The sequence below is a fragment of the Pseudomonas sp. CM25 genome, from assembly GCF_013179705.1.
Lineage (GTDB): Bacteria > Pseudomonadota > Gammaproteobacteria > Pseudomonadales > Pseudomonadaceae > Aquipseudomonas.
The window spans coordinates 1-23,188 of sequence record NZ_JABMCW010000055.1; the positions used below are offsets into that span (position 1 = coordinate 1).

General features: G+C 63.4%; 24 protein-coding genes and 1 pseudogene. 12 read left to right on the forward strand and 13 right to left on the reverse strand.

What is annotated here, in order from left to right:
* Together HP546_RS08720 and HP546_RS08725 are read right to left on the reverse strand one after the other, a co-directional pair.
* Window positions 1-295: transposase (locus HP546_RS08720; protein ID WP_172222886.1), on the reverse strand; the 295-nt coding region annotated here is incomplete at its 3' end.
* A gap of 451 nt (window positions 296-746) precedes the next feature.
* Window positions 747-1,496, reverse strand: a complete 750-nt coding sequence (locus tag HP546_RS08725) for a 3-oxoacyl-ACP reductase family protein (protein ID WP_172222889.1) — start codon at window positions 1,494-1,496, stop codon at window positions 747-749.
* Window positions 1,497-1,614: 118 nt separating this feature from the next.
* On the opposite strand from HP546_RS08725, the gene HP546_RS08730 reads away from it, so the two are divergent.
* Complete coding sequence (locus HP546_RS08730; protein ID WP_172222893.1) at window positions 1,615-2,553, forward strand: LysR family transcriptional regulator; 939 nt, start codon at window positions 1,615-1,617, stop codon at window positions 2,551-2,553.
* 33 nt (window positions 2,554-2,586) lie between these two features.
* Here the strand turns inward: HP546_RS08730 and HP546_RS08735 are convergent, their stop codons facing one another.
* On the reverse strand, window positions 2,587-3,057 hold the full coding sequence (locus HP546_RS08735) for a GreA/GreB family elongation factor (RefSeq protein ID WP_172222896.1): 471 nt from the start codon (window positions 3,055-3,057) through the stop codon (window positions 2,587-2,589).
* Window positions 3,058-3,059: 2 nt separating this feature from the next.
* Window positions 3,060-3,452: a hypothetical protein gene (locus HP546_RS08740; RefSeq protein ID WP_172222899.1), complete on the reverse strand. Its 393-nt coding sequence runs from the start codon at window positions 3,450-3,452 to the stop codon at window positions 3,060-3,062.
* An 89-nt stretch (window positions 3,453-3,541) separates the two neighbouring features.
* Between HP546_RS08740 and earP the strand changes: the two genes are divergently transcribed.
* Window positions 3,542-4,675, forward strand: a complete 1,134-nt coding sequence (gene earP, locus HP546_RS08745) for an elongation factor P maturation arginine rhamnosyltransferase EarP (protein WP_172222902.1) — start codon at window positions 3,542-3,544, stop codon at window positions 4,673-4,675.
* Between the two features lie 48 nt (window positions 4,676-4,723).
* On the forward strand, window positions 4,724-5,296 hold the full coding sequence (locus HP546_RS08750; protein ID WP_172222905.1) for an elongation factor P: 573 nt from the start codon (window positions 4,724-4,726) through the stop codon (window positions 5,294-5,296).
* Between the two features lie 58 nt (window positions 5,297-5,354).
* Here the strand turns inward: HP546_RS08750 and HP546_RS08755 are convergent, their stop codons facing one another.
* From HP546_RS08755 to HP546_RS08765, 3 genes are all read right to left on the reverse strand, one after another.
* The gene (locus HP546_RS08755; protein WP_172222908.1) at window positions 5,355-5,783 is read right to left on the reverse strand and encodes an organic hydroperoxide resistance protein; all 429 of its coding nucleotides are present in this window, start codon (window positions 5,781-5,783) and stop codon (window positions 5,355-5,357) included.
* A 139-nt stretch (window positions 5,784-5,922) separates the two neighbouring features.
* Window positions 5,923-6,378, reverse strand: coding sequence for a MarR family winged helix-turn-helix transcriptional regulator (locus tag HP546_RS08760; protein WP_172222911.1), 456 nt, complete (start codon window positions 6,376-6,378; stop codon window positions 5,923-5,925).
* Window positions 6,379-6,435: 57 nt separating this feature from the next.
* Window positions 6,436-7,389, reverse strand: a complete 954-nt coding sequence (locus tag HP546_RS08765) for a LysR family transcriptional regulator (protein ID WP_172222914.1) — start codon at window positions 7,387-7,389, stop codon at window positions 6,436-6,438.
* A 112-nt stretch (window positions 7,390-7,501) separates the two neighbouring features.
* On the opposite strand from HP546_RS08765, the gene HP546_RS08770 reads away from it, so the two are divergent.
* Window positions 7,502-8,251 (forward strand): sulfite exporter TauE/SafE family protein, encoded by a 750-nt coding sequence (locus tag HP546_RS08770; protein WP_172222917.1) that lies wholly within the window; start codon window positions 7,502-7,504, stop codon window positions 8,249-8,251.
* Between the two features lie 126 nt (window positions 8,252-8,377).
* Here HP546_RS08770 and HP546_RS08775 read toward each other — a convergent pair whose 3' ends face one another.
* A complete protein-coding gene (locus tag HP546_RS08775; RefSeq protein ID WP_172222920.1) occupies window positions 8,378-9,229 on the reverse strand; it encodes a LysR substrate-binding domain-containing protein in 852 nt (283 codons plus the stop codon).
* Window positions 9,230-9,325: 96 nt separating this feature from the next.
* On the opposite strand from HP546_RS08775, the gene HP546_RS08780 reads away from it, so the two are divergent.
* The gene (locus HP546_RS08780) at window positions 9,326-9,544 is read left to right on the forward strand and encodes a DUF1127 domain-containing protein (RefSeq protein WP_172222924.1); all 219 of its coding nucleotides are present in this window, start codon (window positions 9,326-9,328) and stop codon (window positions 9,542-9,544) included.
* Window positions 9,545-9,661: 117 nt separating this feature from the next.
* Here the strand turns inward: HP546_RS08780 and HP546_RS08785 are convergent, their stop codons facing one another.
* Window positions 9,662-11,008, reverse strand: coding sequence for a class II 3-deoxy-7-phosphoheptulonate synthase (locus HP546_RS08785; protein WP_172222927.1), 1,347 nt, complete (start codon window positions 11,006-11,008; stop codon window positions 9,662-9,664).
* Between the two features lie 114 nt (window positions 11,009-11,122).
* Between HP546_RS08785 and HP546_RS08790 the strand changes: the two genes are divergently transcribed.
* Window positions 11,123-11,878, forward strand: a complete 756-nt coding sequence (locus HP546_RS08790) for a spermidine synthase (protein ID WP_172222930.1) — start codon at window positions 11,123-11,125, stop codon at window positions 11,876-11,878.
* 442 nt (window positions 11,879-12,320) lie between these two features.
* Window positions 12,321-14,046 (forward strand): annotated as a pseudogene (locus tag HP546_RS08795) (DEAD/DEAH box helicase).
* 150 nt (window positions 14,047-14,196) lie between these two features.
* On the opposite strand, the gene HP546_RS08800 reads toward HP546_RS08795, so the two are convergent.
* Window positions 14,197-14,964, reverse strand: a complete 768-nt coding sequence (locus HP546_RS08800) for a class III extradiol ring-cleavage dioxygenase (RefSeq protein ID WP_172222936.1) — start codon at window positions 14,962-14,964, stop codon at window positions 14,197-14,199.
* Window positions 14,965-15,065: 101 nt separating this feature from the next.
* On the opposite strand from HP546_RS08800, the gene HP546_RS08805 reads away from it, so the two are divergent.
* Window positions 15,066-15,716: a thiopurine S-methyltransferase gene (locus tag HP546_RS08805; RefSeq protein WP_172222939.1), complete on the forward strand. Its 651-nt coding sequence runs from the start codon at window positions 15,066-15,068 to the stop codon at window positions 15,714-15,716.
* Between the two features lie 52 nt (window positions 15,717-15,768).
* Here the strand turns inward: HP546_RS08805 and htpX are convergent, their stop codons facing one another.
* Both htpX and HP546_RS08815 read right to left on the reverse strand, forming a co-directional pair.
* Entirely contained in the window at window positions 15,769-16,656 is an 888-nt protein-coding gene (htpX, locus tag HP546_RS08810) for a protease HtpX (protein WP_003259721.1), read from the reverse strand.
* Window positions 16,657-16,889: 233 nt separating this feature from the next.
* Window positions 16,890-18,101 (reverse strand): pyridoxal phosphate-dependent aminotransferase, encoded by a 1,212-nt coding sequence (locus HP546_RS08815; RefSeq protein WP_172222943.1) that lies wholly within the window; start codon window positions 18,099-18,101, stop codon window positions 16,890-16,892.
* A gap of 167 nt (window positions 18,102-18,268) precedes the next feature.
* On the opposite strand from HP546_RS08815, the gene msrB reads away from it, so the two are divergent.
* Both msrB and HP546_RS08825 read left to right on the forward strand, forming a co-directional pair.
* On the forward strand, window positions 18,269-18,664 hold the full coding sequence (msrB, locus tag HP546_RS08820; RefSeq protein ID WP_172222947.1) for a peptide-methionine (R)-S-oxide reductase MsrB: 396 nt from the start codon (window positions 18,269-18,271) through the stop codon (window positions 18,662-18,664).
* A gap of 13 nt (window positions 18,665-18,677) precedes the next feature.
* A complete protein-coding gene (locus tag HP546_RS08825; RefSeq protein ID WP_172222950.1) occupies window positions 18,678-19,166 on the forward strand; it encodes a glutathione peroxidase in 489 nt (162 codons plus the stop codon).
* Here HP546_RS08825 and HP546_RS08830 read toward each other — a convergent pair.
* Window positions 19,156-21,513: a response regulator gene (locus HP546_RS08830; protein WP_172222953.1), complete on the reverse strand. Its 2,358-nt coding sequence runs from the start codon at window positions 21,511-21,513 to the stop codon at window positions 19,156-19,158. The two genes, HP546_RS08825 and HP546_RS08830, sit on opposite strands and share 11 nt — an antisense overlap.
* A gap of 183 nt (window positions 21,514-21,696) precedes the next feature.
* Between HP546_RS08830 and HP546_RS08835 the strand changes: the two genes are divergently transcribed.
* Together HP546_RS08835 and HP546_RS08840 are read left to right on the forward strand one after the other, a co-directional pair.
* On the forward strand, window positions 21,697-22,584 hold the full coding sequence (locus HP546_RS08835; RefSeq protein WP_172222957.1) for an ATP-binding protein: 888 nt from the start codon (window positions 21,697-21,699) through the stop codon (window positions 22,582-22,584).
* Window positions 22,585-23,067, forward strand: a complete 483-nt coding sequence (locus tag HP546_RS08840) for a GAF domain-containing protein (RefSeq protein ID WP_172222961.1) — start codon at window positions 22,585-22,587, stop codon at window positions 23,065-23,067.
* The last annotated feature ends 121 nt before the right edge of the window (window positions 23,068-23,188 follow it).

The window sequence follows — 23,188 nt, forward strand, 5'->3', positions numbered from 1 at the left end:
TGCCATCCCGGTCACGAGGGATATCCAGCCTTAGCGGGCCATCACCAGTGAGTACCGTTTTGCCGCTCTTCCCATTTCGCTGGTTGGTTTCATCCTCCGGGCGCTGCGCGCCCGGTGGATAGCCCAGATGATGACCCAGTTCGGCATTCAAGGCTCGCTCTATCAGCGCCTTCTTGAATGCCGCAGAGGCTTCTTCGATGGCTTCTGCGGTCATCAGCGGAACAGCGGAAAACTGTTCCAGCAGCTCTTTCGGAACCTTTGGTAACTCTCGGAGCGGTTTTTTTTTGGTTGGCATACATGCACCTCTTACTCATGTTATGCCCGAACACAAAATTTCTGACACCCTCGCGCGGCGCTTCGCGGGTGTCCGCCACCACATCTTCATCGCCTGTCAGATCGAGCGCCGCCCACGCGGCGCTTCGCGGGTGAACCCGCTCCCACATTTGTTGCAACGTGGCCATGCCTGTGAGAAAGGGGTTGCCCGCCTTGGTGCATAGCTTGAGACAGGTGAGGCTGCAGTGGGGTCAACCGAGAAATCCAGTCAAGCCAACAAGGCTGGCAACCATGGCCTGACAGGTTTGGTGCGTTGCAACAAATGTGGGAGCGGGTTCACCCGCGAAGCGCCGCGCGGGCGGCGCTCGATCTCACAGGCGCTGAAAATGCTGCGGCAAGCACCTGGGAGCCCTGATGCGATTACAAAAACAGCAGACTTGCCCGCACACAGCCCCACACAGGCAACCCTCCAATCAGGCCGCAAACCCCCCATCCACTGTCAAACTGGCCCCGGTGATGTACCCCGCCTCAGGCCCCGCCAGGTAAGCCACGAAGCTGGCAATCTCATCGGCCTCGCCATACCGCCCGATCGCCATCAGCGGGATCAGGCTTTCGGCAAACTCGCCGCTGGCCGGGTTCATGTCGGTGTCCACCGGCCCTGGCTGCACGTTGTTCACGGTGATGCCCTGCGGCCCCAGGTCACGCGCCATGCCGCGGGTCAGGCCAACCAGCGCCGACTTGCTCATGGCATACGGCGCGCCACCGGCAAACGGCATGCGTTCGGCGTTGGTGCTGCCGATATTGATGATGCGCCCACCCTGGCCCATGTAGCGCGCCGCGGCCTGGCTGGCGACGAACACGCTGCGCACGTTGATGGCGAGGGTGCGGTCGAAGTCTGCCAGGTCAAAGTCTAGCAATGGCGCCACGGCAAGCACGCCGGCGTTGTTGACCAGGATGTCGAGCCTGCCGAAGGCCTTCACGGCGTCATCCACGGCCAATTGCACAGCAGCGGCATCGGCGCTGTCGGCGCGCAGCGCCAAGGCCTTGCCACCGGATGCCTTGACTTCATCGACGAGGGCCTTGGCCGGGCCTTCGGAACTGGCGTAGGTAAAAGCGACCTGTGCGCCTTCCTTGGCCAGGCGCCGCACGATGGCCGCACCAATGCCACGGGAACCGCCCTGTACCAGGGCCACTTTGCCTTCGAGGGTAAATTGCTTGGACATGCTCATCTCCTGCTGGAAGCCAGGCTGAAATGCCTTGGATGGGCGCAGTATCGGCGCTCGATTACCTGCTGATAAGATGGCAATCACTATCAGCAGAGTAAACCTTTGGTTGCCAATCATGGCCATGGAATCGTTCAACGCGTTGGAGTGCTTCATCCGCAGTGCCGAGGTCGGCAGTTTTGCCGAAGCCGCCAGGCGCCTCAGCATCACCCCGGCTGCCGTGGGCAAGCATGTCGCCCAGCTGGAAGCGCGGCTGGGGGTGCGGTTGTTCCAGCGTAGTACCCGCAAGCTGACCTTGACCGAAGCGGGGCAGCGTTTTCTTGGGGAGATCAGCGACAGCTTTCGCACTATCCAGTACGCCGTGGCCAACCTGGCCAGTTCCGAAGGCCAGCCTGCCGGGCTGCTGCGGGTGAGCATGGGCACGGTATTCGGGCGTTTGTATGTGTTGCCCTTGCTGGCTGAATTCCTTCGGCGCTACCCGGCCATTACCCCGGACTGGCATTTCGACAACCGCCAGGTGGACCTGATCGGCCAGGGTTTCGACGCAGCGATTGGTGGCGGTTTCGAGCTGCCGCCGGGGGTGGTGGCGCGCAAACTGACCCCCGCCCACCGGGTGCTGGTGGCGGCGCCGGGGTATCTGGATCGGCATGCACCGATCAACGACCCGCAGGTACTGCAGCGGCATGACGGCATCCTGATCCGCTCACCGCAAAGCGGGCGGGTGCGGTCGTGGCCGTTGACCAGCCGCTGGCAGGCGCAGCAGCCGCTGCAACTGCGCCAGGCGATGACCATGAGCGATTCGGATGCGGCGTGTGCGGTGGCCGAGCAGGGGTTGGGGGTGGCCCTGGTAAGCCTGCCGTTTGCCGTGCCCTACCTGCAGGCCGGGCGCCTGCGGCGGGTGTTGCCGGACTGGTACGTGGACGATGGGCATATCAGCCTGTATTTCGCCCAACACAAGCTGTTGCCCGGCAAGACCCGGGCGTTTGTCGATTTTGTCGTGGAGCAATTTGCCGAGCAGGGGTTGGCGGGACGCTTCGATGCCTTGCAAACCCTTTGACTGTGTAGCGCCTGTGCCTGTCAAGAGGCCAGTTCAGACCACATCCACTATGAACAGTACCTGCGGCCCCAGGTTCACCTCGTCATCCACCTTCTTGCCGAGCAATTGCTGCCCCAGGGGCGAGCGCGGGGTGATCACCGTCACCCGTTCATCCCCCTGGCCAATCTTCAGGCCGGCAGCCTCGGGCCCGAGGAACACCCGGCGCTGGCCGCCGTGCTCATCTTCCAGCGTCACCAGGTTGCTGACCTGCACCCCGCGCGCCGGGTCATGCTCACGCAGCAGCAACTGCTGGTAGATCAGCAGCGCCTGGCGGATTTCGGCGCTGCGGCGGGCTTGCCCGGTAGCCAGGTACGAGGCTTCCAGCCCGAGGGTGTCGTACTTGTTCTCGGCGATGTTCTCTTCGGCGGTGGCGGTTTCGTAGGCTGTTTGCGCCGCACGGGTCAGCACCTCCAGATCATGCTCGAGGGTGGCGACGATCTGTGCCAGCAGGTGGGACTTGTTCATGGTCAGTAGCAGAACTCCAGCACGTTGGCCTGGCTTTTGTCGGTGGGCGCGGTGCGGTTCTGCTGCAGCCAGAACTGGCACCTGGGGCTGTTGAGGTTGCGCGGGTTGCCCTGGGCGGCATCGGCAGCCTGCTGCTGTTGCTGTTTGTTCAGGATGTGTTGGTAGCGTTCGAACATCTCACCCTGCGCGTCCATCGGCTGTGCCGCCGGGGTTACAGCCGGCGCGAGCGCCGGGGCCACGGCCTGGGCCACCGGCAGTACCTGGGCCGGCCACAGTTGCAGGGCCAGCCACAGGCTCAGGGCGATGGCGACGGCGCCAAGCCAGAGGCCGAAGGCTACACAGAGTATCAACGGCAGCGGCTTCAAAGTGATCTTCAGTTCACGTGGGCGGGGCATGGCTACCTCCTTGGCAGGGTGGGGCGGGGTGCATTGTCGCATGCTGTCGGGCAAAATCCGCGTTTTTCAGTAGGCAAAGGGAGGGGCACATGAAAGCCACCTGGGACATCTTCTGCAGCGTCGTCGACAACTATGGCGACATCGGCGTGACCTGGCGCCTGGCTCGCCAGCTTGTCGCTGAGCACAACCTGGCGGTGCGCCTGTGGGTGGATGACCTGAATGCCTTTGTGCCAATGTGCCCCGGGGCGGATGCCACTGCCGCCCAGCAATGGCAGCACGGCGTGGATGTGCGGCAGTGGCCGGCGACCTGGTTGCCGGTGGCGCCGGCCGAGGTGGTAATCGGTGCGTTCGCCTGCCTGCTGCCGCCTGCGTATGTAGATGCGATGCGCGCGCGCTCCGTGCCGCCGCTGTGGCTCAACCTCGAATACCTCAGCGCCGAAGACTGGGTGGAAGGTTGTCATGGCTTGCCCTCGCCACAGCCCAACGGCCTGCGAAAGGTGTTTTTCTTCCCCGGCTTTACCGAAAAAACCGGTGGCCTGCTGCGCGAGGGTTCGCTGCTGGCACGGCGTGACGCGTTCCAGCAGTCTGCCGACGTTCGCCAGGCATTCCTGCACGGGCTTGGCGTGCATCCAGCGCCGGGTGCACTGCTGATCTCGCTATTCGCCTACGAAAACCCGCAGTTGGCCGGCTGGCTCGATGCCTTGGCCACCGACGCCCAGCCCTGCCACTTGCTGGTACCGCAAGGGCGGGTTGTTGCCGGCCTTGGCCAGTGGCTGGGCGAAGCGCAGTTGAACGTAGGTGCGGTGCACAAGCGCGGGGCGCTGACCGTGCAAGTGTTGCCTTTCGTCAGCCAGGACGATTTCGACCGGCTGCTCTGGAGCTGTGATTTCAATGCGGTGCGCGGCGAAGACTCATTTGTACGCGCGCAGTGGGCCGGTCAGCCGATGCTATGGCACATCTACGTGCAGGACGAAAATGCCCATTGGGAAAAGCTCGAAGCATTTCTCGGGCATTATCGACGTGGCCTGTCAGACGCTGCCGACGCCGCACTGCTTGGCCTGTGGCGTGCCTGGAACATGGATCGCGACATGGGCCTGGCGTGGCAGGCGGCCCGCCAGCATTGGCCAGAACTGCAGCAGCACGCCCGCGATTGGGCAGCCCGGCAGGCCGCTCAGCCGGACCTTGCCATGACGCTGGTACAGTTTTACCGAAATTGGCTATGATATGCGGCCTCGATTTTTATAAATCCATCCAGATTCGGATACTTCGCAATGAAAACTGGTAAAGAACTGAAACCCGGTACCGTCCTGCGGATCGACAACGACCCGTGGCTGGTACAAAAAGCTGAGTTCACCAAATCGGGCCGTAACAGCGCGATCATGAAGACCAAGCTGAAGAACCTGCTGACCGGCTACAAGACCGAAACCGTCTACGGTGCGGACGACAAGCTGGACGACGTGATCCTGGATCGCAAAGAAGCGACCCTGTCGTTCATCAGCGGCGACTCGTACACCTTCATGGACACCACTGACTACACCATGTACGAGCTGAACGCCGAAGACATCGAGGCCGTTCTGCCGTTCATCGAAGAAGGCATGGAAGACATCTGCGAAGCCGTGTTCTTCGAAGGCCGCCTGGTATCGGTTGAACTGCCGACCACCATCAGCCGTCAGGTTGTCTACACCGAAAACGCTGCTCGCGGCGACACCTCGGGCAAGGTCATGAAGCCTGCCAAGCTGAAGAACGGTACCGAACTGCAGGTTGCCGACTTCATCAACATCGACGAGTGGATCGACATCGACACTCGTGAAGGTGGCGTGTACAAGGGCCGTTCCAAGAAGTAATCCTTCTTGCGAACTGCAAAAAAACCCGGCCAAGGCCGGGTTTTTTTATGCCTGGGATTTACACGGTCACATGCAACCGAACGTCCACATTACCGCGTGTAGAGTTGGAATACGGGCACACATGGTGCGCCTTTTCCACCAGCGCTTCGGCATCGGCCTGTGCCAGGCCCGGCAGGTTGATGTGCAGGTCGATGTCCAGGCCAAAACCGCCCGGGATCTGGCCGATGCCCACCTTGGCGGTGATCGACGCATCGGCCGGCAGGGCTTTTTTCTCTTGGCCGGCGACAAATTTCAAGGCGCCGATGAAGCAGGCCGAGTAGCCGGCAGCGAACATCTGCTCGGGGTTGGTGCCTTCACCCCCTGCGCCGCCCAGCTCCTTTGGGGTGCTCAGCTTGACTTCCAGCTTGCCGTCGCTGGAGCGGGATTTACCGTCACGCCCACCGGTGGAGGTGGCTTCTGCGATGTACAGCGGAGTGACCTTTTGCATCTTGAGCCTCGCTAATGTGCTGTGCGCTCCCGGTTGCAGGAGGGCAGGGTTGGTGTGGGATTTAAATTAGCGCGCAATTAGTTTGCGCGCAAGATAAATAATTGCCGGTCCGCCGAACGGCCATTGCACAGCATAGCAATCAGAGGTTTTTCTGCAGGTTCTCGCGCAGGTTCAGCAGGTCAGCCTGCAGTTGCTGAAGCTGCTGCAGGCTGCGCCCGCTGGCCTTCAGAATGCACTGCGGCACGTCCTTGGCCTTGTCTTGCAGGTCGCGGCCTTTGTCGGTCAGTTGCACCATCACCACCCGTTCGTCCTCGCGGCTGCGGTTGCGCTGCAGCAAGCCTTCGCTTTCCAGGCGTTTGAGCAGTGGGGTCAGCGAGCCCGGGTCGGTGAGCAGGTGCTGGCTGATCTCGCCCACGGTCAGCCCGTCACGTTCCCACAACACGAGCATGGCCAGGTACTGCGGGTAGGTCAGGCCCAGGGCCTGCAGCAGCGGTTTGTAGACTTTGGTCATCAGCAACGAGGTGGAGTGCAGGGCGAAACAGACCTGGTTGTCCAGCAGCAGCTCGTCACAGGAGGCTTGGGTGTCGGCGTTCATGCAGGTCCTTGGAATAATCAATGGGATAGTCTGGCGCGCTGATCATTAGTGCGCGCGTTACTGGCGCAGTTCACTGCGCAAGGCCAGGTCCCAGGGTGGAATCGGGCTGAAGCGGCTCTTGAGAAATTCGAGCAGCAAACGGCTGCGAGAGTTCGTTTCATGTGCCAGGCGTAGCGCGTATATACCACTGGTCTCGGCTGCGGGCAGGCCGCCGTCGCAAAACAGCGGTATCAACTCGCCACGCAGCAGGTATTCGCTGATCAGCCAAGTGGGCAGGTGGGCGATGCCCAAACCGGCCAGCGCGCCGAACAGCAGGGTTTCGGCGTTGTTGGCGGCCATGCGCATGCGCGCGGGGCGGTACAAGCGGGTTTGCCCGGCCACGCTGAAGCGCCAGGCGAAAGGCGGCGCCAGGCCGTCCCAGTCCAGGCCGTGGTGCCCAGGCAGCTCGCTGGGGCAGGTGGGTATGCCGCGGCTGGCCAGGTAGGCAGGGCTGGCGCAGGCGATGCGCACCATGTACGCCAGCGGCGTGGCGACCAGGCGGGTGTCGGCCAGCGGGCCGGCGCGCAACACCAGGTCGACCTCGCCCAGGTGGCTGCCATGCATGTCGACAAAGCTGTCGATCAGGCGCAGTTGAACGTCCAGGCCCGGGTATGCCACCAGGAAATCAGCGATGGCCGGGGCCAGGTGACGACGACCGAAGGCCGCGGGGGCGTCGATGCGGATCAGGCCTTCGGGGGCGCTGCTCAGCGACACTGCCTCGGCCCGGGCCAGGCGCAGTTCCTCGATAATGCGCCGGGCCCGCTCGGCGAAGGCGTTGCCGGCGGGTGTGGCACGCACGGCGTGGGTGCTGCGGGTGAACAGGCGGCTGCCGACGGCGCTCTCCAGGTTGTCGATACGCCGGGCCACGGCCGATGGGGTCAGCGGGTGGCGGCGGGCGGCGGCGGAAAAGCTGCCAGTCTCGAGCACATCGAGAAACAGGCTCAGTTGGTCGGTCAGGGTGTCGGGGCTCATGGGTGCCTTGGTTTTGCGGAAAACGCACAGCCATTGTGCGTTGCTGTGCGTTTCCCCGCTAGCGCGCAATCGTTAGCATGCTCGCATTCATAGACAGGCGGACGAGGCCCTGATGATCGAGTGGTTGTTGTATATCGTGCTGGGCGCTGCGCTGGGCACCATGGGTGGCCTGTTCGGCATAGGTGGCGGGCTGATCGCGATTCCGGCGCTGGGCGTGCTGTTTGGGCTGGACCAGCAGCTGGCGCAGGGCACGGCATTGGTGATGGTGGTGCCGAACGTGCTGCTGGCGCTGTGGCGCTACCACCAACGCAACCGCATCGAGCTGCGCCACGCAGTACCGCTGGCGCTGTGCAGCTTCCTGTTCGCCTGGCTGGGATCGATCTGGGCAGTGGGGCTGGATGCGCACTCCATGCGCCTGGGCTTTGTCGGCTTTCTGGTGGCGTTGGCGGTGTGGAACGTGGCGCGCATGTTCATGAGGGTTACGCCGCCCAGTGCCGAGTTGCGCTATGCCTGGCCCTGGTTGGGGGTGCTAGGTAGCTTTGCCGGCACCATGGGCGGGTTGTTCGGGGTAGGTGGGGCGGTGGTGGCCACGCCGATCCTGACCAGCGTGTTCGGTACCACGCAGGTGGTGGCGCAGGGGCTGTCGCTGGCGCTGGCGGCGCCGAGTACCCTGGTGACGCTGGTGACCTATGGCGTGCACCAGAGCGTTGACTGGGGGGTGGGGATTCCACTGGCGGTGGGTGGCATGCTCAGCATCAGCTGGGGGGTGAGGCTGGCCCATGCCTTGCCGGAGAAGGTATTGCGGGCGATGTTCTGCGTGTTCCTGGTGGTGTGCGCGGTGATGCTCGGGTTTGAACTTTGAGAATTTGGGGCCGCTTTGCGGCCCATCGCCGGCAAGCCAGCTCCCACAGGCACCCCACAGTGTTCGGGCCTGTGATAACCCTGTGGGAGCTGGCTTGCCGGCGATGGGGTGCGAAGCGCCCCCGGCTTACTTGAACCCTTCGACGATATAATCGGCCATGCAGTCAGTAATCGGTGAAGGGTTCTGGGTACTGCGCACCAGCATCACATTGGCCACTGGCAACTGCGGTAGCCCATCCTGTTCACCCAATATGCGGATGTTTCCGCCAATCAGGCTTTGCAATTGCGCCGTCACCGCCAGCCCCGCTGTGACAATGGCAAAGATCGCCGCCAGGCTTGGGCTGGTATAGGCAATGCGGTAATCGATGCCCTGTGCCTCAAGCGCATTGCACGTCCAGGCGCGGCAGAAACAATCGGTGTTGAACAACGCTACAGGCATCGGCCGTTGCTCCTGCGGGCAGAAGCCTTCGGCAGCGGCCCATACCAGCCGTTCCTGACGCAGCAGCTGGCCAATCTCGTTGCCCGGTTCGCGGGTGACGATGGTCAGGTCCAGGTCCTGGCGCAGCATGAGTTGTCGCGAAGTATCGCAGTGCACCTCAACCTGGATCAGCGGGTAGGCCTGGGCAAAACTGGAGAGAATGGTCGGCAGAAAGCGCATGGCGTAGTCGTCTGGCGTGCCGATGCGCACCTGCCCGACCATGTGTGGCATGCGCAGGGTGTTGAACACCTCGCCGTGCAGCTTGAGGATGCGCCGCGCATAGCCCAGCAGCACCTGGCCCTCGGCGGTCAGGCGTACCTGCCGACCATCACGCTCGAACAGCTGGCGCTGCAGGATGTCTTCCTCCAGGCGTTTCATCTGCATGCTCACCGCCGACTGGGTGCGGTTGACGACCTCGCCGGCACGGGTGAAGCCGCCTTGTTCGGCGATGGCGACGAAGGTGCGCAGTACGTCCGGGTCGAGGCTCTGGTACTGGGACATTGCATCAATCTCTGAGATGCATGGCATCAGAAACATTCGTTGGATTGATCTTAAGCCCGGCGTGAAACTGAGGCCATCAACACGGAGGGCTTCACGATGAAAGGTCAAGTCAGCAGCATCCGGCAACCTGTGCTTTCCCTGAATCACCTGTGGCATGTTGCCTTGCAGCGCCCGTTGCGCTGGCTGCAACTGCACCGTCAGCGGCGGGAGCTGGCCAGTCTCAGCGATGCGATCTTGCATGACCTGGGGTTGAGCAGGGCAGATATCCAGCAAGAGGCCGAGCGGCATTTCTGGGATGATCCGCTGCGTAAATAGGCTGAGTTTGTCGGTGGGCTTACCGGCCTATTCGCGGGCACGCCCGCTCCCACAGGTACTGCACAGCTCTCAAGTCTTGTGCAAAACCTGTGGGAGTGGGCGTGCCCGCGAATGCTTTTAGCGCCGCACCTGCTTGAGCGTCTCGGCAATCAGAAAGGCCAGCTCCAGCGACTGGTCGGCGTTCATCCGTGGGTCGCAGTGGGTGTGATAGCGGTCCGACAGCGCATCCTCTGTGATCGGCCGGGCGCCGCCGATGCACTCGGTGACGTTCTGCCCGGTCATCTCGATATGGATGCCGCCGGCATGACTGCCCTCGGCCTGGTGCACCTGGAAGAACTGCTTCACCTCGTCCAGGATCTGCGCAAAGTCACGGGTCTTGTAACCGCTGCTGGCCTTGATGGTGTTGCCGTGCATCGGGTCCGAGCTCCACAGCACCTTGCGCCCTTCGCGCTCGACGGTGCGGATCAGCCCCGGCAGGTGATCGCCGACCTTGCTCGCACCCATGCGCACGATCAGGTTCAAACGCCCCGGGTCGTTGGCCGGGTTGAGCGCGTCGATCAGGCGGATCAGCTCTTCGGGATTCATGCTGGGGCCAACCTTGACCCCGATCGGGTTGTGCACGCCGCGCAGGAACTCGACGTGGGCCCCGTCCAGCTGGCGGGTACGGTCGCCGATCCACAGCATGTGCGCCGAGCAGTCGTAGTAGTCGCCGGTCAGGCTGTCCTGGCGGACAAAGGCTTCTTCATAGTTCAGCAGCAGTGCTTCGTGGGCGGTGAAAAAGCTGGTTTCGCGCAGTTGCGGCGCGCTGTCCAGGCCGCAGGCGCGCATGAACGCCAGGGTCTCGTCGATGCGGTTGGCCAGCTGGTGGTACTTGTCGGCCAGCGCCGAGTTGGCGATGAAGTCCAGGTTCCACTTGTGCACTTGGTGCAGGTCGGCAAAGCCGCCCTGGGCAAAGGCACGCAGCAGGTTGAGGCTGGCGGTGGCCTGGTGGTAGGCCTGCAGCAGGCGCTCCGGGTCGGGGATGCGGCTTTTCGGGTCGAAACCGATGCCGTTGACGATGTCGCCGCGATAGGCTGGCAGGGTGATGTCGCCGATGGTTTCATCGCCCGCCGAACGTGGCTTGGCAAACTGCCCGGCCATGCGCCCGACCTTGACCACCGGGCAGCCGGCGGCAAAGGTCATGACAATGGCCATTTGCAGCAGCACCTTGAAGGTATCGCGGATTTTTGCCGCCGAGAACTCGGCGAAGCTCTCGGCGCAGTCGCCGCCCTGCAGCAGGAAGGCGCGGCCTTCGGTGACCTCTGCAAACTGCCGGCGCAGCTCGCGTGCCTCGCCCGCGAACACCAGCGGCGGGTAGCTGGCCAGGGTTTGCTCAACCTTCAGCAGGTGCGCGGCATCGGGGTAGGTCGGTTGCTGCTGGATCGGCAGGGCGCGCCAGCTGTCGGGGCTCCACGGTTGGTTCATCTCGGGCTCGGTCTTGTAGGTTATAGGCTTCAGGCCATGGTATCAGTTGGCGCTGTGCTTGTTGCATCACGGGTGTTGACGGACAATGCGCGTTTTGCGCGGGCGGGTGTGAGCATGACGGCGGAACGGGAAGAGCGGCTACTGGCACGGGTGGAGGATGCCTTTGGCGTCATCAGCGTGTATGAAGTGGACGACTACCGCTTTCTGGAGTTCGGCGATGCCATCGAGCAGAGCTGCGTGTTCACGGCCGACCCCAGCTGGCTGGAGTATGACTACACCCGCGCCATGCTGGTCGGGGCGCTGTGCCATCCGCAACCGGAGAGCGCGCTGTTTCTTGGCCTGGGTGCCGGCACGCTGACCCAGGCCTGCATGAAGTTCCTGCCGCTGGAAGACATCGAAGCCATCGAGCTGCGCCCGGACGTGCCGCGCCTGGCCATGGAGCACCTGGGCCTGGATGACGACCCGCGGCTGTACGTGCGTATCGGCGATGCCCTGGAGTTGCTGCCCACGGCAGAGAAGGCCGACCTGCTGTTCGTCGACCTGTATACCGACCATGGGCCGGGGGTAGGGCACCTGGCGTGGAAGTTTCTGGAAAACTGCCAGCAGCAGCTGAACCCGGGTGGTTGGCTGGTGATCAACCAGTGGGCCACCGATGACGGCAAGCCGCTGGGCGCGGCGTTGCTGCGCGGGTTGTACCACCGGCATTACTGGGAGTTGCCGGTGAAGGAGGGCAATGTGATATTGCTGGTGCCGGCGGACCTGGAGCAGATGCTGGATATGGACGGGCTGCGAGCACGGGCGCAGGCTTTGGCCCCGACCTTGGGGTATGGCCTTGAAGGGTTGATCCGCGAGATTCGCCCCGCTACTTGATGAAACTGTGCTGTGGCTGCTGGCCCTATCGCCGGCAAGCCAGCTCCCACAGGGGGCGCTTTTGGCTTTAGATTCATGTACCCCTTCGCGAGTGCAGTGATCTCAACCGTGATGCTGTCCCTGTGGGAGCTGGCTTGCCGGCGATAGGGCCGGTGCAGGCAGTAAAGCATTATCGATTCAGCCCCAGGCCATCTGATGGCCCGATACTGGCGCCGCACCCTGAAAATATTCCTCACTTCCTGCGCTATTTCGGGTATAGTACGCGCCGGTCTTTTAGCGGACCTCAAAATCAGGTGGTGCAAATCCTCCGAGTCCAGCTTCGGCTGCACGTCCGCTAGGCGGACCTTCCCAAGTTTTCTTTTTCAATCGTTTTCGCAAATCCCCGCCGACAAAGCTGCCTGGGTGACCTTCCGGTCTTTCAAGGCATGTGCAGCTTTGCAGCATGGGTCTTTGCGGATGCACTTAGAGGCAGACCCATGACCCAGGAAACCGGCGGCTTCGCCGCTCTCGATCTTAATCCGAATATTGTTGCTGCCGTTCTGGCGACCGGCTACGAAGAGCCGTCCGCCATTCAGCAACAATCGATCCCGATCATCCTCGCCGGTCACGACATGATCGGCCAGGCGCAGACTGGCACCGGCAAAACCGCTGCCTTCGCCCTGCCGATCCTCAACAAGATCGATGTGAGCAAGCGCGAGCCGCAAGCCCTGATCCTGGCGCCAACCCGTGAGTTGGCGCTGCAAGTTGCTACCGCTTTCGAAACCTACGCCAAGCAGATGCCGGGCGTTAACGTGGTAGCTGTATACGGTGGTGCCCCGATGGGCCCACAGCTGCGTGCCATCCGTAACGGTGCGCAAATCGTCGTGGCCACCCCAGGCCGTCTGTGCGACCACCTGCGTCGTGACGAAAAAGTCCTGTCGACCGTGCAGTACCTGGTACTGGACGAAGCCGACGAGATGCTGAAGCTGGGCTTCATGGATGACCTCGAAGTGATCTTCGACGCAATCCCGGCTACCCGTCAGACCGTGCTGTTCTCCGCTACCCTGCCGTCGTCGATCCGCTCGATCGCCGAACGCCACCTGCGCGAACCCAAGCACGTCAAGATCCAGAGCAAGACCCAGACCGTCACCGCGATCGACCAGGCCCACCTGATGGTCCATGCCGACCAGAAGATCCCGGCTGTGCTGCGCTTGCTGGAAGTGGAAGAGTTCGACGCGCTGATCGCCTTCGTACGTACCAAGCAAGCCACCCTGGACCTGGCCGCCGCGCTGGAAGCCAAGGGCTACAAGGCTGCCGCGCTGAACGGCGACATCGCCCAGAACCAGCGTGAGCGCGTGATCGAATCGCTCAAGGATGGCCGCCTGGACATCGTCGTCGCCACCGACGTCGCTGCCCGTGGCCTGGACGTACCGCGCATCACTCACGTGTTCAACGTCGACATGCCGTACGACCCCGAGTCCTACGTACACCGTATCGGCCGTACCGGCCGTGCCGGTCGCGATGGCCGTGCACTGCTGCTGGTCACCCCGCGTGAGCGCCGCATGCTGCAGGTGATCGAGCGTGTTACCGGGCAGAAAGTTGCCGAAGCCCGCCTGCCGAACGCTCAGGCTGTGCTGGATGCCCGCATCAAGAAGCTGACCTCGAGCCTGGCGCCGCTGGTAGCCGAAGCAGAAGCCACCCATGGCGAACTGTTCGACCGCCTGACCGCCGACCTGGGTTGCAGTGCCCGTGCCCTGGCTTCGGCCCTGCTGCGCAAGGCCACCAATGGCCAGGCGCTGGACCTGGCAGCGGTAGAGCGTGAGCAGCCGCTGGTGCCGGGCGTGGGTGCCCCGCGTGGCGAGCGTACCGAGCGCTCGGACCGTGGCGAGCGCAGCGACCGTGGTGATCGTGGTGACCGCGAGCGCCGTGCGCCGCTGCCGCTGGCCGAAGGCCGCGTACGTTGCCGTACTGCCCTGGGTGCCCGTGACGGCATCGCAGCCAAGAACCTGCTGGGCGCGATCCTCAACGAAGGTGGCCTGGCCCGTGATGCGATCGGTCGTATCCAGGTGCGCGACAGCTTCAGCCTGGTCGAGCTGCCGGAAGACGGCCTCGAGAAGCTGCTGACCAAGCTCAAGGACACCCGCGTGGCCGGCAAGCAGCTGAAGCTGCGTCGCTATCGCGAGGATTGATCCTGGCGCAATAAAAAAATCCCCGGCCTCGGCTGGGGATTTTTTTTGCCTGAACCATTTTGCGGCTGCTGCGCAATCCATCGCGGCGCGCGGTCCCCTGTAGGAGCGGCCTTGTGTCGCGAAAGGGGTGCAAAGCGCCCCCGGCGATCTTCAGTCGAACCGATAAATGTCCATGCCCAGCGCTCCCAGGGTGAACCCCTGGTGCACCACCCCAAACCTGCCCCCAGCCCCCAGGGCAAAGAACAACGGCAGCAAATGTTCGTCACTCGGATGGTTACGCACGGCAAACGGCGCCTGCTGCCGATAGCCCAGCAATGCCTCCTGATCATCCGTCCGGAGCTTCTCCACCACCCAATCCCTGAACGCCAGCGCCCAAGGCTCGATCACCTCGGGCCCGGCGTGCCAGTCCAGCTCGCCCAGGTTATGGGTAATGCTGCCCGAGCCAATCAGCAGCACACCTTCGTTGCGCAACTGCGCTAGCGCCTGGCCGACCTTTACCTGCAGCAGCGGCCCCCTGTGGCTGGGCAGCGAAACCTGCACCACCGGAATACTGGCCTCCGGGTACATCAGTGACAGCGGCACCCAGGCGCCATGGTCGAATGGCCGCTGCGCGTCCAGCCGCGCTGGCAACCCCGCAGCCTGCAACAAGTCACTGACCTGGCCGGCCAGGCCGGGCTCGCCGGGCGCGGGGTATTGCACCGCATACAAGGCCGGCGGGAAGCCGTGGAAGTCGTGCCAGGTTTGCGGCTGTGCGCTACCGGTTACCAGCAGTTCGCGGCTCTCCCAGTGCGCCGACACCACCACGATCGCTTTCGGCCGTGGCAGAGCGTTGGCGAGCCCGGCCAGGGCTGGGCCACTGGCACCGGGGTGCAGGGCGAGCATGGGGGAACCATGGGAGATGAACAGGCTGGGCAGCATGGCGGGGTCCTGAGGGTTAAGATGCACTCATCTTCGAGCATGTACAGATCGAAATCCAAACCAAGTTTTACCAACAAACCATCTAAAAATCGGGAGTGATCATGGAGCCAGCGTTCTGGCAGCAGCGATGGGCAGACAATCAGATCGGCTTTCACCAGGCGCAGGTGAACCCCTACCTGCAGCAGTACTGGCCACAGCTGCAGCTGGCGCCGGGCAGCCGCGTGCTGGTGCCGCTGTGTGGCAAGAGCCTGGATCTGGTCTGGTTGGCGGGGCAGGGGTATCGGGTATCGGGCGTGGAGCTGTCGCGGCGGGCGGTGGAGGATTTCTTTCGCGAGCATGGTCTTGAAGCCGAGGTGCGGCAGTGCGGGGTCTTTGAGGTGTGGCGCAGTGGTGACCTGGAGCTGTGGTGTGGCGATTTCTTTGCGCTACGCAGTGAGGACATTGGCGACTGCGTGGGGCTTTATGACCGGGCGGCGCTGATTGCGTTGCCGGTAGAAATGCGTGCGAGGTACATGCAGGCACTATCGGCTTTGTTGCCGGAGGGTTGCCGAGGGTTGGTGGTGACGCTGGAATATGACCAGTCGCTGCTGGCCGGGCCGCCGTTTTCGGTGGGGGATGGAGAGTTGCGGCGCGGGTTTGCCGGCTGGCAGGTGGTTGAGCTGGAGGGGGTGCAGGTGATCGGGAGCAGCCCGAAGTTTGTGCAGGCCGGGGTATCCAGTTTGCTGGAGCGGGTTTACCGGGTCAGCCGCTGACAGGCGTACAAAAAAGGGCGACCGAAGTCGCCCTTTTCGTTTACTTGATGAATCAACCGCGACGGCGCAGGGCTTCGATACGGTCTTCCAGTGGCGGGTGGCTCATCAGCAGCCCGGCCAGACCGTGCTTCAGGCCGCCGTTGATGCCGAACGCCTTCATGGTGTCGGGCATGTGCACCGGCAGGCCTTGCTCCACGCGCAGGCGCTGCAGGGCGCCGATCATGGCGGCGGTGCCGGCCAGTTGTGCACCGGCTTCGTCGGCGCGGTACTCGCGGCGGCGCGAGAACCACATCACGATCATGCTGGCCAGGATGCCCAGGATCAGCTCGGCAACGATGGTCGCCACGTAGTAGGCGATGCCCTGGCCTTCTTCGTTCTTGAAAATGACCTTGTCGACGAAGTTGCCGATGATGCGGGCGAAGAACATCACGAAGGTGTTCACCACGCCCTGCACCAGCGCCAGGGTGACCATGTCGCCGTTGGCCACGTGGCCGATTTCGTGGGCCAGCACCGCGCGCACTTCATCGGGCGAGAATCGCTCCAGCAGGCCCTGGGAAACCGCTACCAGGGCGTCGTTGCGGTTCCAGCCGGTGGCGAAGGCGTTGGCCTCGTAGGCGGGGAAGATACCCACCTCGGGCATTTTGATGCCCGCCTCGCGGGACAGCTCCTCGACCGTTTGCAGCAGCCATTGCTCATGGCGGGTACGCGGCTGGCTGATGATCTGGGTGCCCGTGGTCATCTTCGCCATCCACTTGGAGATGAACAGCGAGACGAGGGAGCCGGCAAAGCCGAACACGGCGCAGAACACCAGCAGGCTGCTGAGGTTGAGATCGACGCCGTTGGCCGCCATGAACCCGTTGAAACCGAACAGGCTCAGGGTAATGCTTGCAACCAGCACCACCGCAAGGTTGGTGGCTACAAACAACAGAATGCGCATCATGGTTGTTACGTTCTCCTGACGGATAAGTTGTCGCTTACTGCGGGGTATATAAGGGCCCTGCGGCGCTGATTCAATCGGGCGACTATTTCAAACTGTGTACGGCGGAGTATGGCAGAGGATGGCGTGGGGGCTTTGGGGTAGAGCGTTGCAGGATGTAAGAAGCGGCGCATGCCCTGTGATGCGCCGCGCGGGCGGCGCTCGATGCAGGCGCCACCACAAAAAAACGCCGAACCTTACTGCGAATAAGTCCGCAGGAAATTGCCAATCCGCCCAATCGCCGCTTCCAGGTCATCCACCCGCGGCAAGGTCACCACGCGGAAGTGATCCGGCCACGGCCAGTTGAACGCGGTACCCTGAACGATCAGCAGTTTCTCTGACAGCAGCAAGTCCAGCGCGAACTTCTCGTCGTTGAGAATCGGGCAAACCTTCGGGTCGATCCGCGGGAACGCATAAAGCGCGCCCATCGGCTTCACGCAGCTTACCCCGGGGATGTCGTTCAGCAGCTCATAGGTGCGGTTGCGCTGCTCCAGCAGGCGGCCCGGCGGCAGCACCAGGTCGTTGATGCTCTGGTAGCCGCCCAGCGCGGTCTGGATGGCATGCTGCGCCGGCACGTTGGCGCACAGGCGCATGTTGGCCAGCATGTCGATGCCTTCGATGTAGCTTTGCGCGTGGTGCTTGGGCCCGGAGATGATCAGCCAGCCGGAACGGAAGCCTGCCACCCGGTACGACTTGGACAGGCCGTTGAAAGTCAGGCACAGCAGGTCGGGGGCCAGCGAGGCGGTGCTGATGTGCACGGCTTCGTCGTACAGGATCTTGTCGTAGATCTCGTCGGAGAACACCACCAGGTTGTGCTGGCGGGCCAGCTCCAGCATGCCCAGCAGCAGCTCTTTGGAATACACCGCGCCGGTCGGGTTGTTCGGGTTGATGATCACCAGCGCCTTGGTATTGGGGGTGATCTTGGCCTTGATGTCTTCAAGGTCGGGGAACCAGTCGGCCTGCTCGTCGCACAGGTAATGCACCGGCTTGCCACCGGCCAGGCTCACGGCGGCGGTCCACAGCGGGTAGTCCGGCGCCGGGATCAGCACCTCGTCGTTATTGTTCAGCAGCGCCTGCATCGACATCACGATCAGCTCGGACACACCGTTGCCGAGGTAGATGTCCTCGATGGTGACGCCTTCGATGTCCTTCTGCTGGCAGTACTGCATCACCGCCTTGCGCGCGCTGAACAGGCCCTTGGAGTCGCTGTAGCCTTGTGCGGTGGGCAGGTTGCGGATCACATCCTGAAGGATTTCATCGGGCGCCTCGAAGCCAAACGGCGCCGGGTTGCCGATGTTCAGCTTGAGGATGCGGTGGCCTTCCTCTTCCAGGCGCTTGGCGTGCTTGAGCACTGGGCCGCGAATGTCGTAGCAGACATTGGCGAGCTTGTTCGATTTGCTGAACTGCATGATGGGATCCCGGTTGAGAATACGCACAATGCCCCGCCGAAAGGTTTGAAAGGGCAGGGCGCGGGTGCCAGACTGAACGCCTGGCACACGAAGCCAACTAATATACGTGCCACCCGCGCCCCGGAAAAGACGGCGCGGGGTGAAATTCAGCCTGCCGAGGTCCCTACATGAAAAAGATCGAAAAAACCCTGGATGAATGGCGGTCGATGCTCGACCCCGAGCAGTACCAGGTCTGCCGCCTGAAGGGCACCGAGCGACCGTTCAGCGGCAAGTACAACAGCGAGCGCCGCGACGGCATCTACCATTGCATCTGCTGCGGCCTGGCGCTGTTCGATGCGCAGACCAAATTCGACTCCGGCTGCGGCTGGCCGAGCTTCTACGCACCGATCGAAGACAGCGCAATGATCGAGATCCGTGACACTACCCATGGCATGATCCGCACCGAAGTCACCTGTGCCAAATGTGATGCGCACCTGGGCCACGTGTTCCCCGATGGCCCGCCACCGACCGGCCTGCGTTACTGCATCAACTCGGTGTGCATCGACCTGCGCCCGCGCGACTGACAGGAGCCCGACCATGGCGGCATCGATGCTGGACATCCCCTGCGTGACCCTGGGCGGCGAGCACAAGAAGCTCGGCGACTTCCCGGGCAAGCTGCTGCTGGTGGTGAACACCGCCAGCCAGTGCGGTTTTACCCCGCAGTACAAAGGCCTGGAGCAGCTGTGGCAGCACTACCGCGAGCGCGGCCTGGTGGTGCTGGGCTTTCCGTGCAACCAGTTCGGCAAGCAGGAGCCGGGCGAAGCGCGGGAGATTGCGCAGTTCTGCGAGCGCAATTTCGGCGTGAGCTTCCCGCTGTTTCGCAAGGTCGAGGTCAACGGCGCGGGGGCGCACCCGCTGTTTGTCGAGCTCAAGCAGCGTGCGCCGGGCATTCTGGGTAGCCAGAAGATCAAGTGGAACTTCACCAAGTTCCTCGTCGATCCGGCCAGCGGCCAGGTCACGCGCTATGCCCCCACTACCAAGCCGCAGGCCCTGGAAGCGGACATCGAGCGCCTGCTCAGCCGTTAAGCGGCACCCAGTGGTCGACCAGCGCCAGTAGCTCTTCGCGGCGAAACGGCTTGGCCAGGTAGTCGTTCATGCCCGCCGCCCGGCAGCGTTCGCGCTCTTCGGGCATGGCGTTGGCGGTGAGGGCGACGATTGGCAGATCTGGCCAGCGCCCGCTGTGGCGGATGCGCCGGCTGGCCTCGTAGCCATCCATCACCGGCATGTTGCAGTCCATCAGTACCAGGTCGAACGCGTCTTGCTCCAGCAGCTCCAGGGCCTCGGCGCCCTGGGTGGCCAGTTGCACCTGGCAGCCGAGCTTGGCCAGCATGCCCTTGGCCACCAGCTGGTTCACCGGGTTGTCTTCCACCAGCAGAATCCGCGCGCGGCCTTGCTCGCGGCTGATGGCGGGGCTGGCCAGCGGGTGCTCGGGCTCCTGGCCTTGCAGGGTGCGGCGCAGGGTCTGGTACAGGGCGTTGCGGGCCAGGGGCCGGGCCAGTTGGTGCAAGGGGGCGAGGGCCAGCGACTGCTCACTGGACAGGAAATTGCCATAGGCGGTTACCAGCAGAATCGGTATTTTCAGCGCCGGGCGCAGCTCGAACAGGTGGTCCACATCGTCAGTGATCAACAGGTCGATGGTGGCGGCGTCCAGCGCAGTGACGCTGTCATGGCGCTGATAGCTCAGGCCCCAGCCGGGCAGCAAGTCCTGCAGCAGTTCATTGAGACCGCTGCCGGCGGCGCTCAGCGCTGCCACACGGCCATGCAGCGGCGCCGGCGGGATTGCTTCGGTGTGCACGGCCAGCGGCAGCTCGGCGGTAAACCAGCTGCCAAAGCCCGCTTCGGAGCGAATGTGCAGGTGGCCGTGCATTGCCTTGCACAGGTTGCGGGTCAGTGCCAGGCCCAGGCCGGTGCCGCCGTACTGGCGGGTAATGCCGGCGCCGGCCTGGGTGAACGGCTGGAAGATGCGCGCCTGGGCGTCTTCGGGGATGCCGATGCCGGTGTCGCGCACTTCCAGGCGCACACCGCCGACGATGGCCACCAGGCGCACGTCCACGCGGCCGAAGCGGGTGAACTTGAGCGCGTTGGACAACAGGTTGCTGACGATCTGCCGCACCCGTGTGGGGTCGCCGAGCACGCTGCTGGGGAAGTCGCGGGCGATCAGGCAGGTCAGCTCGACGCTTTGTGCGGTGTTTTGCGACAGCAGGTTGGCGGTGTCTTCGACCATCGAGCCCATGTCGAAGGCGATGCGCTCCAGCTCCAGCTGGCCGGCGTCGAACTTGGACAGGTCGAGGATATCGTTCAGCAACTCCACCAGCACCTTGCCCGAGTCGTGGGCGATTGCCAGTTGCTGGCGCTGCTCGCTGGGCAGCGGGCTGTCCAGCGCCAGGGCGATCATGCCGAGCATGCCGTTTAACGGGGTGCGGATTTCGTGGCTCATGTTGGCCAGGAAGGCGGCGCGCGCCTGGGCCATGTCCAGGGCACGGCAGCGAGCGATCTCCAGCTCCTGGTTGGACAGGCTCAGGCTGCTGTTGCTGGCTTTCAGCTCATTGGTGCGCGCCGAGACGATGTCTTCCAGCTCGTTGAGGTACTGGGTGAGGCGGTTTTCCGCCGTGCGCCGCTGTTCGATCTCGGTGGCCATGCTGACGAACTGCTGGTTGGCGACCTTCACCAGCACGCCGATTTCGTCGTGCTCGTGGCCGTGTGGGCATGCCAGGCGGGTTTGCCGCGGCTTGCGCGGGTCGCTGCCGCTGAGCGCGCCGATCACGGTTACCAGCGGCTTGGTCAGCATCATGTAGAACAGCCCCAGCAGGATGCCGGTGAGCACCAGGCTGCGGGCAAAGCCGTTGAGCAGGGTAATGCCGGCACGCTCCAGGAAGCGGCTGCCGAAGGCATAGGTGTCGACGTCCAGGTAGAGGGTGCCGAGGTACTCCTCGGGCATGTGGGTGAGGTACAGGCGCTCGTCGAGCTGGCGCTTCTCGCCGAACAGGAAGTCGCTCAGTGGCCGGTAGCGATCCTCCATGCGGGGGCGCTCGACATCGGCCAGCACCGTGTCGTTGTTGTCGATCAGCCGTGCGCGGATGATTGCCGGCGACTGCAGCAGGCCGCGGGTGAGCTCCAGCGCCAGCTCCGAGTCGATGTTGTAGGCGATGCGCGAGGCCGGGTTGTGGCTGATTTGCAGCAAGGCACGCACTTCGCGGTTGATGGACGCGTCTTCGCTGGCATAATCGATGCCGATCTGGATGAGACTGAGCAATGTTCCCAGGATGAAGCCGACCAGGACTGTCAACCGGGCTTGCTTGTATGACAGGCGATTGGTGAACTTGATATCCATGAGTCCCGAGCCGGTTTCACGTCCCTTGCGCTGCGCAAGCATAGCCGAATAGCCCCGGCTGCTGGCGGGCCTGTCACACATTCAGCCTTGATAGCTCACCGGCCTGTACCGGCCTCTTCGCGGCTGAAGCCGCTCCCACAGGGATACCACAAAACCTGTGGGAGCGGCTTCAGTCGCGAAGAGGCCGGCACAGCAGGCCCCAAATCCGAATTTTCAGGAGCCCTGATGGACGCTCGCTTGATTGCATTTCTGGACCGCGCCGAATCGGTACTGGCGCGCCTCGAACCCTTGTTGCCGGCAGTACGCCCGGACATCGACTGGGGCACCACCCTGGCCGCGCGCTGGCAGCGCGATGGCCGTAGCGGCTACCTGCTGCCGCTGGAAGTCAGCCTGGATATCCGCCTGAGCGACCTGATCGGCGTCGACCAGCAGCGTGACCAGCTGGGCCGCAACACGCACCAGTTCATCAATGGCCTGCCCGCCAACCACGCGCTGCTGTGGGGTTCACGCGGCACCGGCAAGTCGTCGCTGGTGCGCGCCTTGCTGGCCGAACATGCCGGCGCCGGGCTGCGCCTGATCGAAATCGAACGCGACCACCTGGCCGATCTGCCACGGGTGGTCGAGCAGCTGCAGAAGCTGCCGCAGCGTTTCATCCTGTTCTGCGACGACCTGTCGTTCGAAGCCGGGGAGGGCGATTACCGGGTGCTCAAGAGCGTGCTCGACGGCTCGCTGGAGCAGGCCCCGGACAACGTGCTGCTGTACGCCACCTCCAACCGCCGGCACCTGGTGCCGGAGAAAGAAAGCGACAACGAGAACTGGAAGCGGGTTGACGGTGAGCTGCACCCCAGCGAAGCGGTGGAAGACAAGATTGCCTTGTCGGACCGCTTTGGCTTGTGGCTGTCGTTCTACCCCTTCACCCAGGACCACTTCCTCAATGTGGTCGAGCACTGGATCGGCCAGCTGGCAAGCCCGGCCGGCCTGCGTTGGCAGCGTGACGAAGCCCTGGACATCCTCGCCGTGCGCTGGGCTACCGGCCGCGGTAACCGTAATGGCCGTTGTGCCTATCAGTTCGCCCGCTACTGGGTCGGGCTGCAATTGCTGGAGCAAAAGTAAATGATCGACCTCAATGCCAGTGGCGCCGGCCTCGACGGCTACAACCTGCTGGCGGCGCAAGTGCAGGCACTGTTTGCCGACGAGCGTGACTTCATCGCCAACGCCGCGCAGTTTTCGGCGTTTCTGTACAACCAGGTGGACGACCTGAACTGGGCGGGGTTCTACCTCAACCGCAACGAACAGCTGGTGCTGGGGCCGTTCCAGGGCCAGGTAGCCTGTGTGCGCATTCCATTCGGCAAAGGTGTCTGCGGGGCGGCGGCGGCTACCCGGCAAACCCAGCGCGTGGAAGACGTGCACGCATTCCCGGGGCATATCGCGTGTGACAGTGCGTCGAACAGCGAACTGGTGATTCCGCTGGTGAAGGAGGGCAGGTTGATTGGTGTGCTGGACCTGGATAGTCCGAAGCTCGGTCGGTTCAGCGAAGCGGACCAAATTGGGCTGGAGCGGTTGGCGGCGGTTTTTCTGGCGTTGACTGACTGCTGATTGGTGTGTCGCCTGTACTGGCCTCTTCGCGGCTAAAGCCGCTCCCACAGGGACTGCATCAGGCTTGACGGCCTTGCGGTCCCTGTGGGAGCGGCTTTAGCCGCGAAGAGGCCAGTACAGG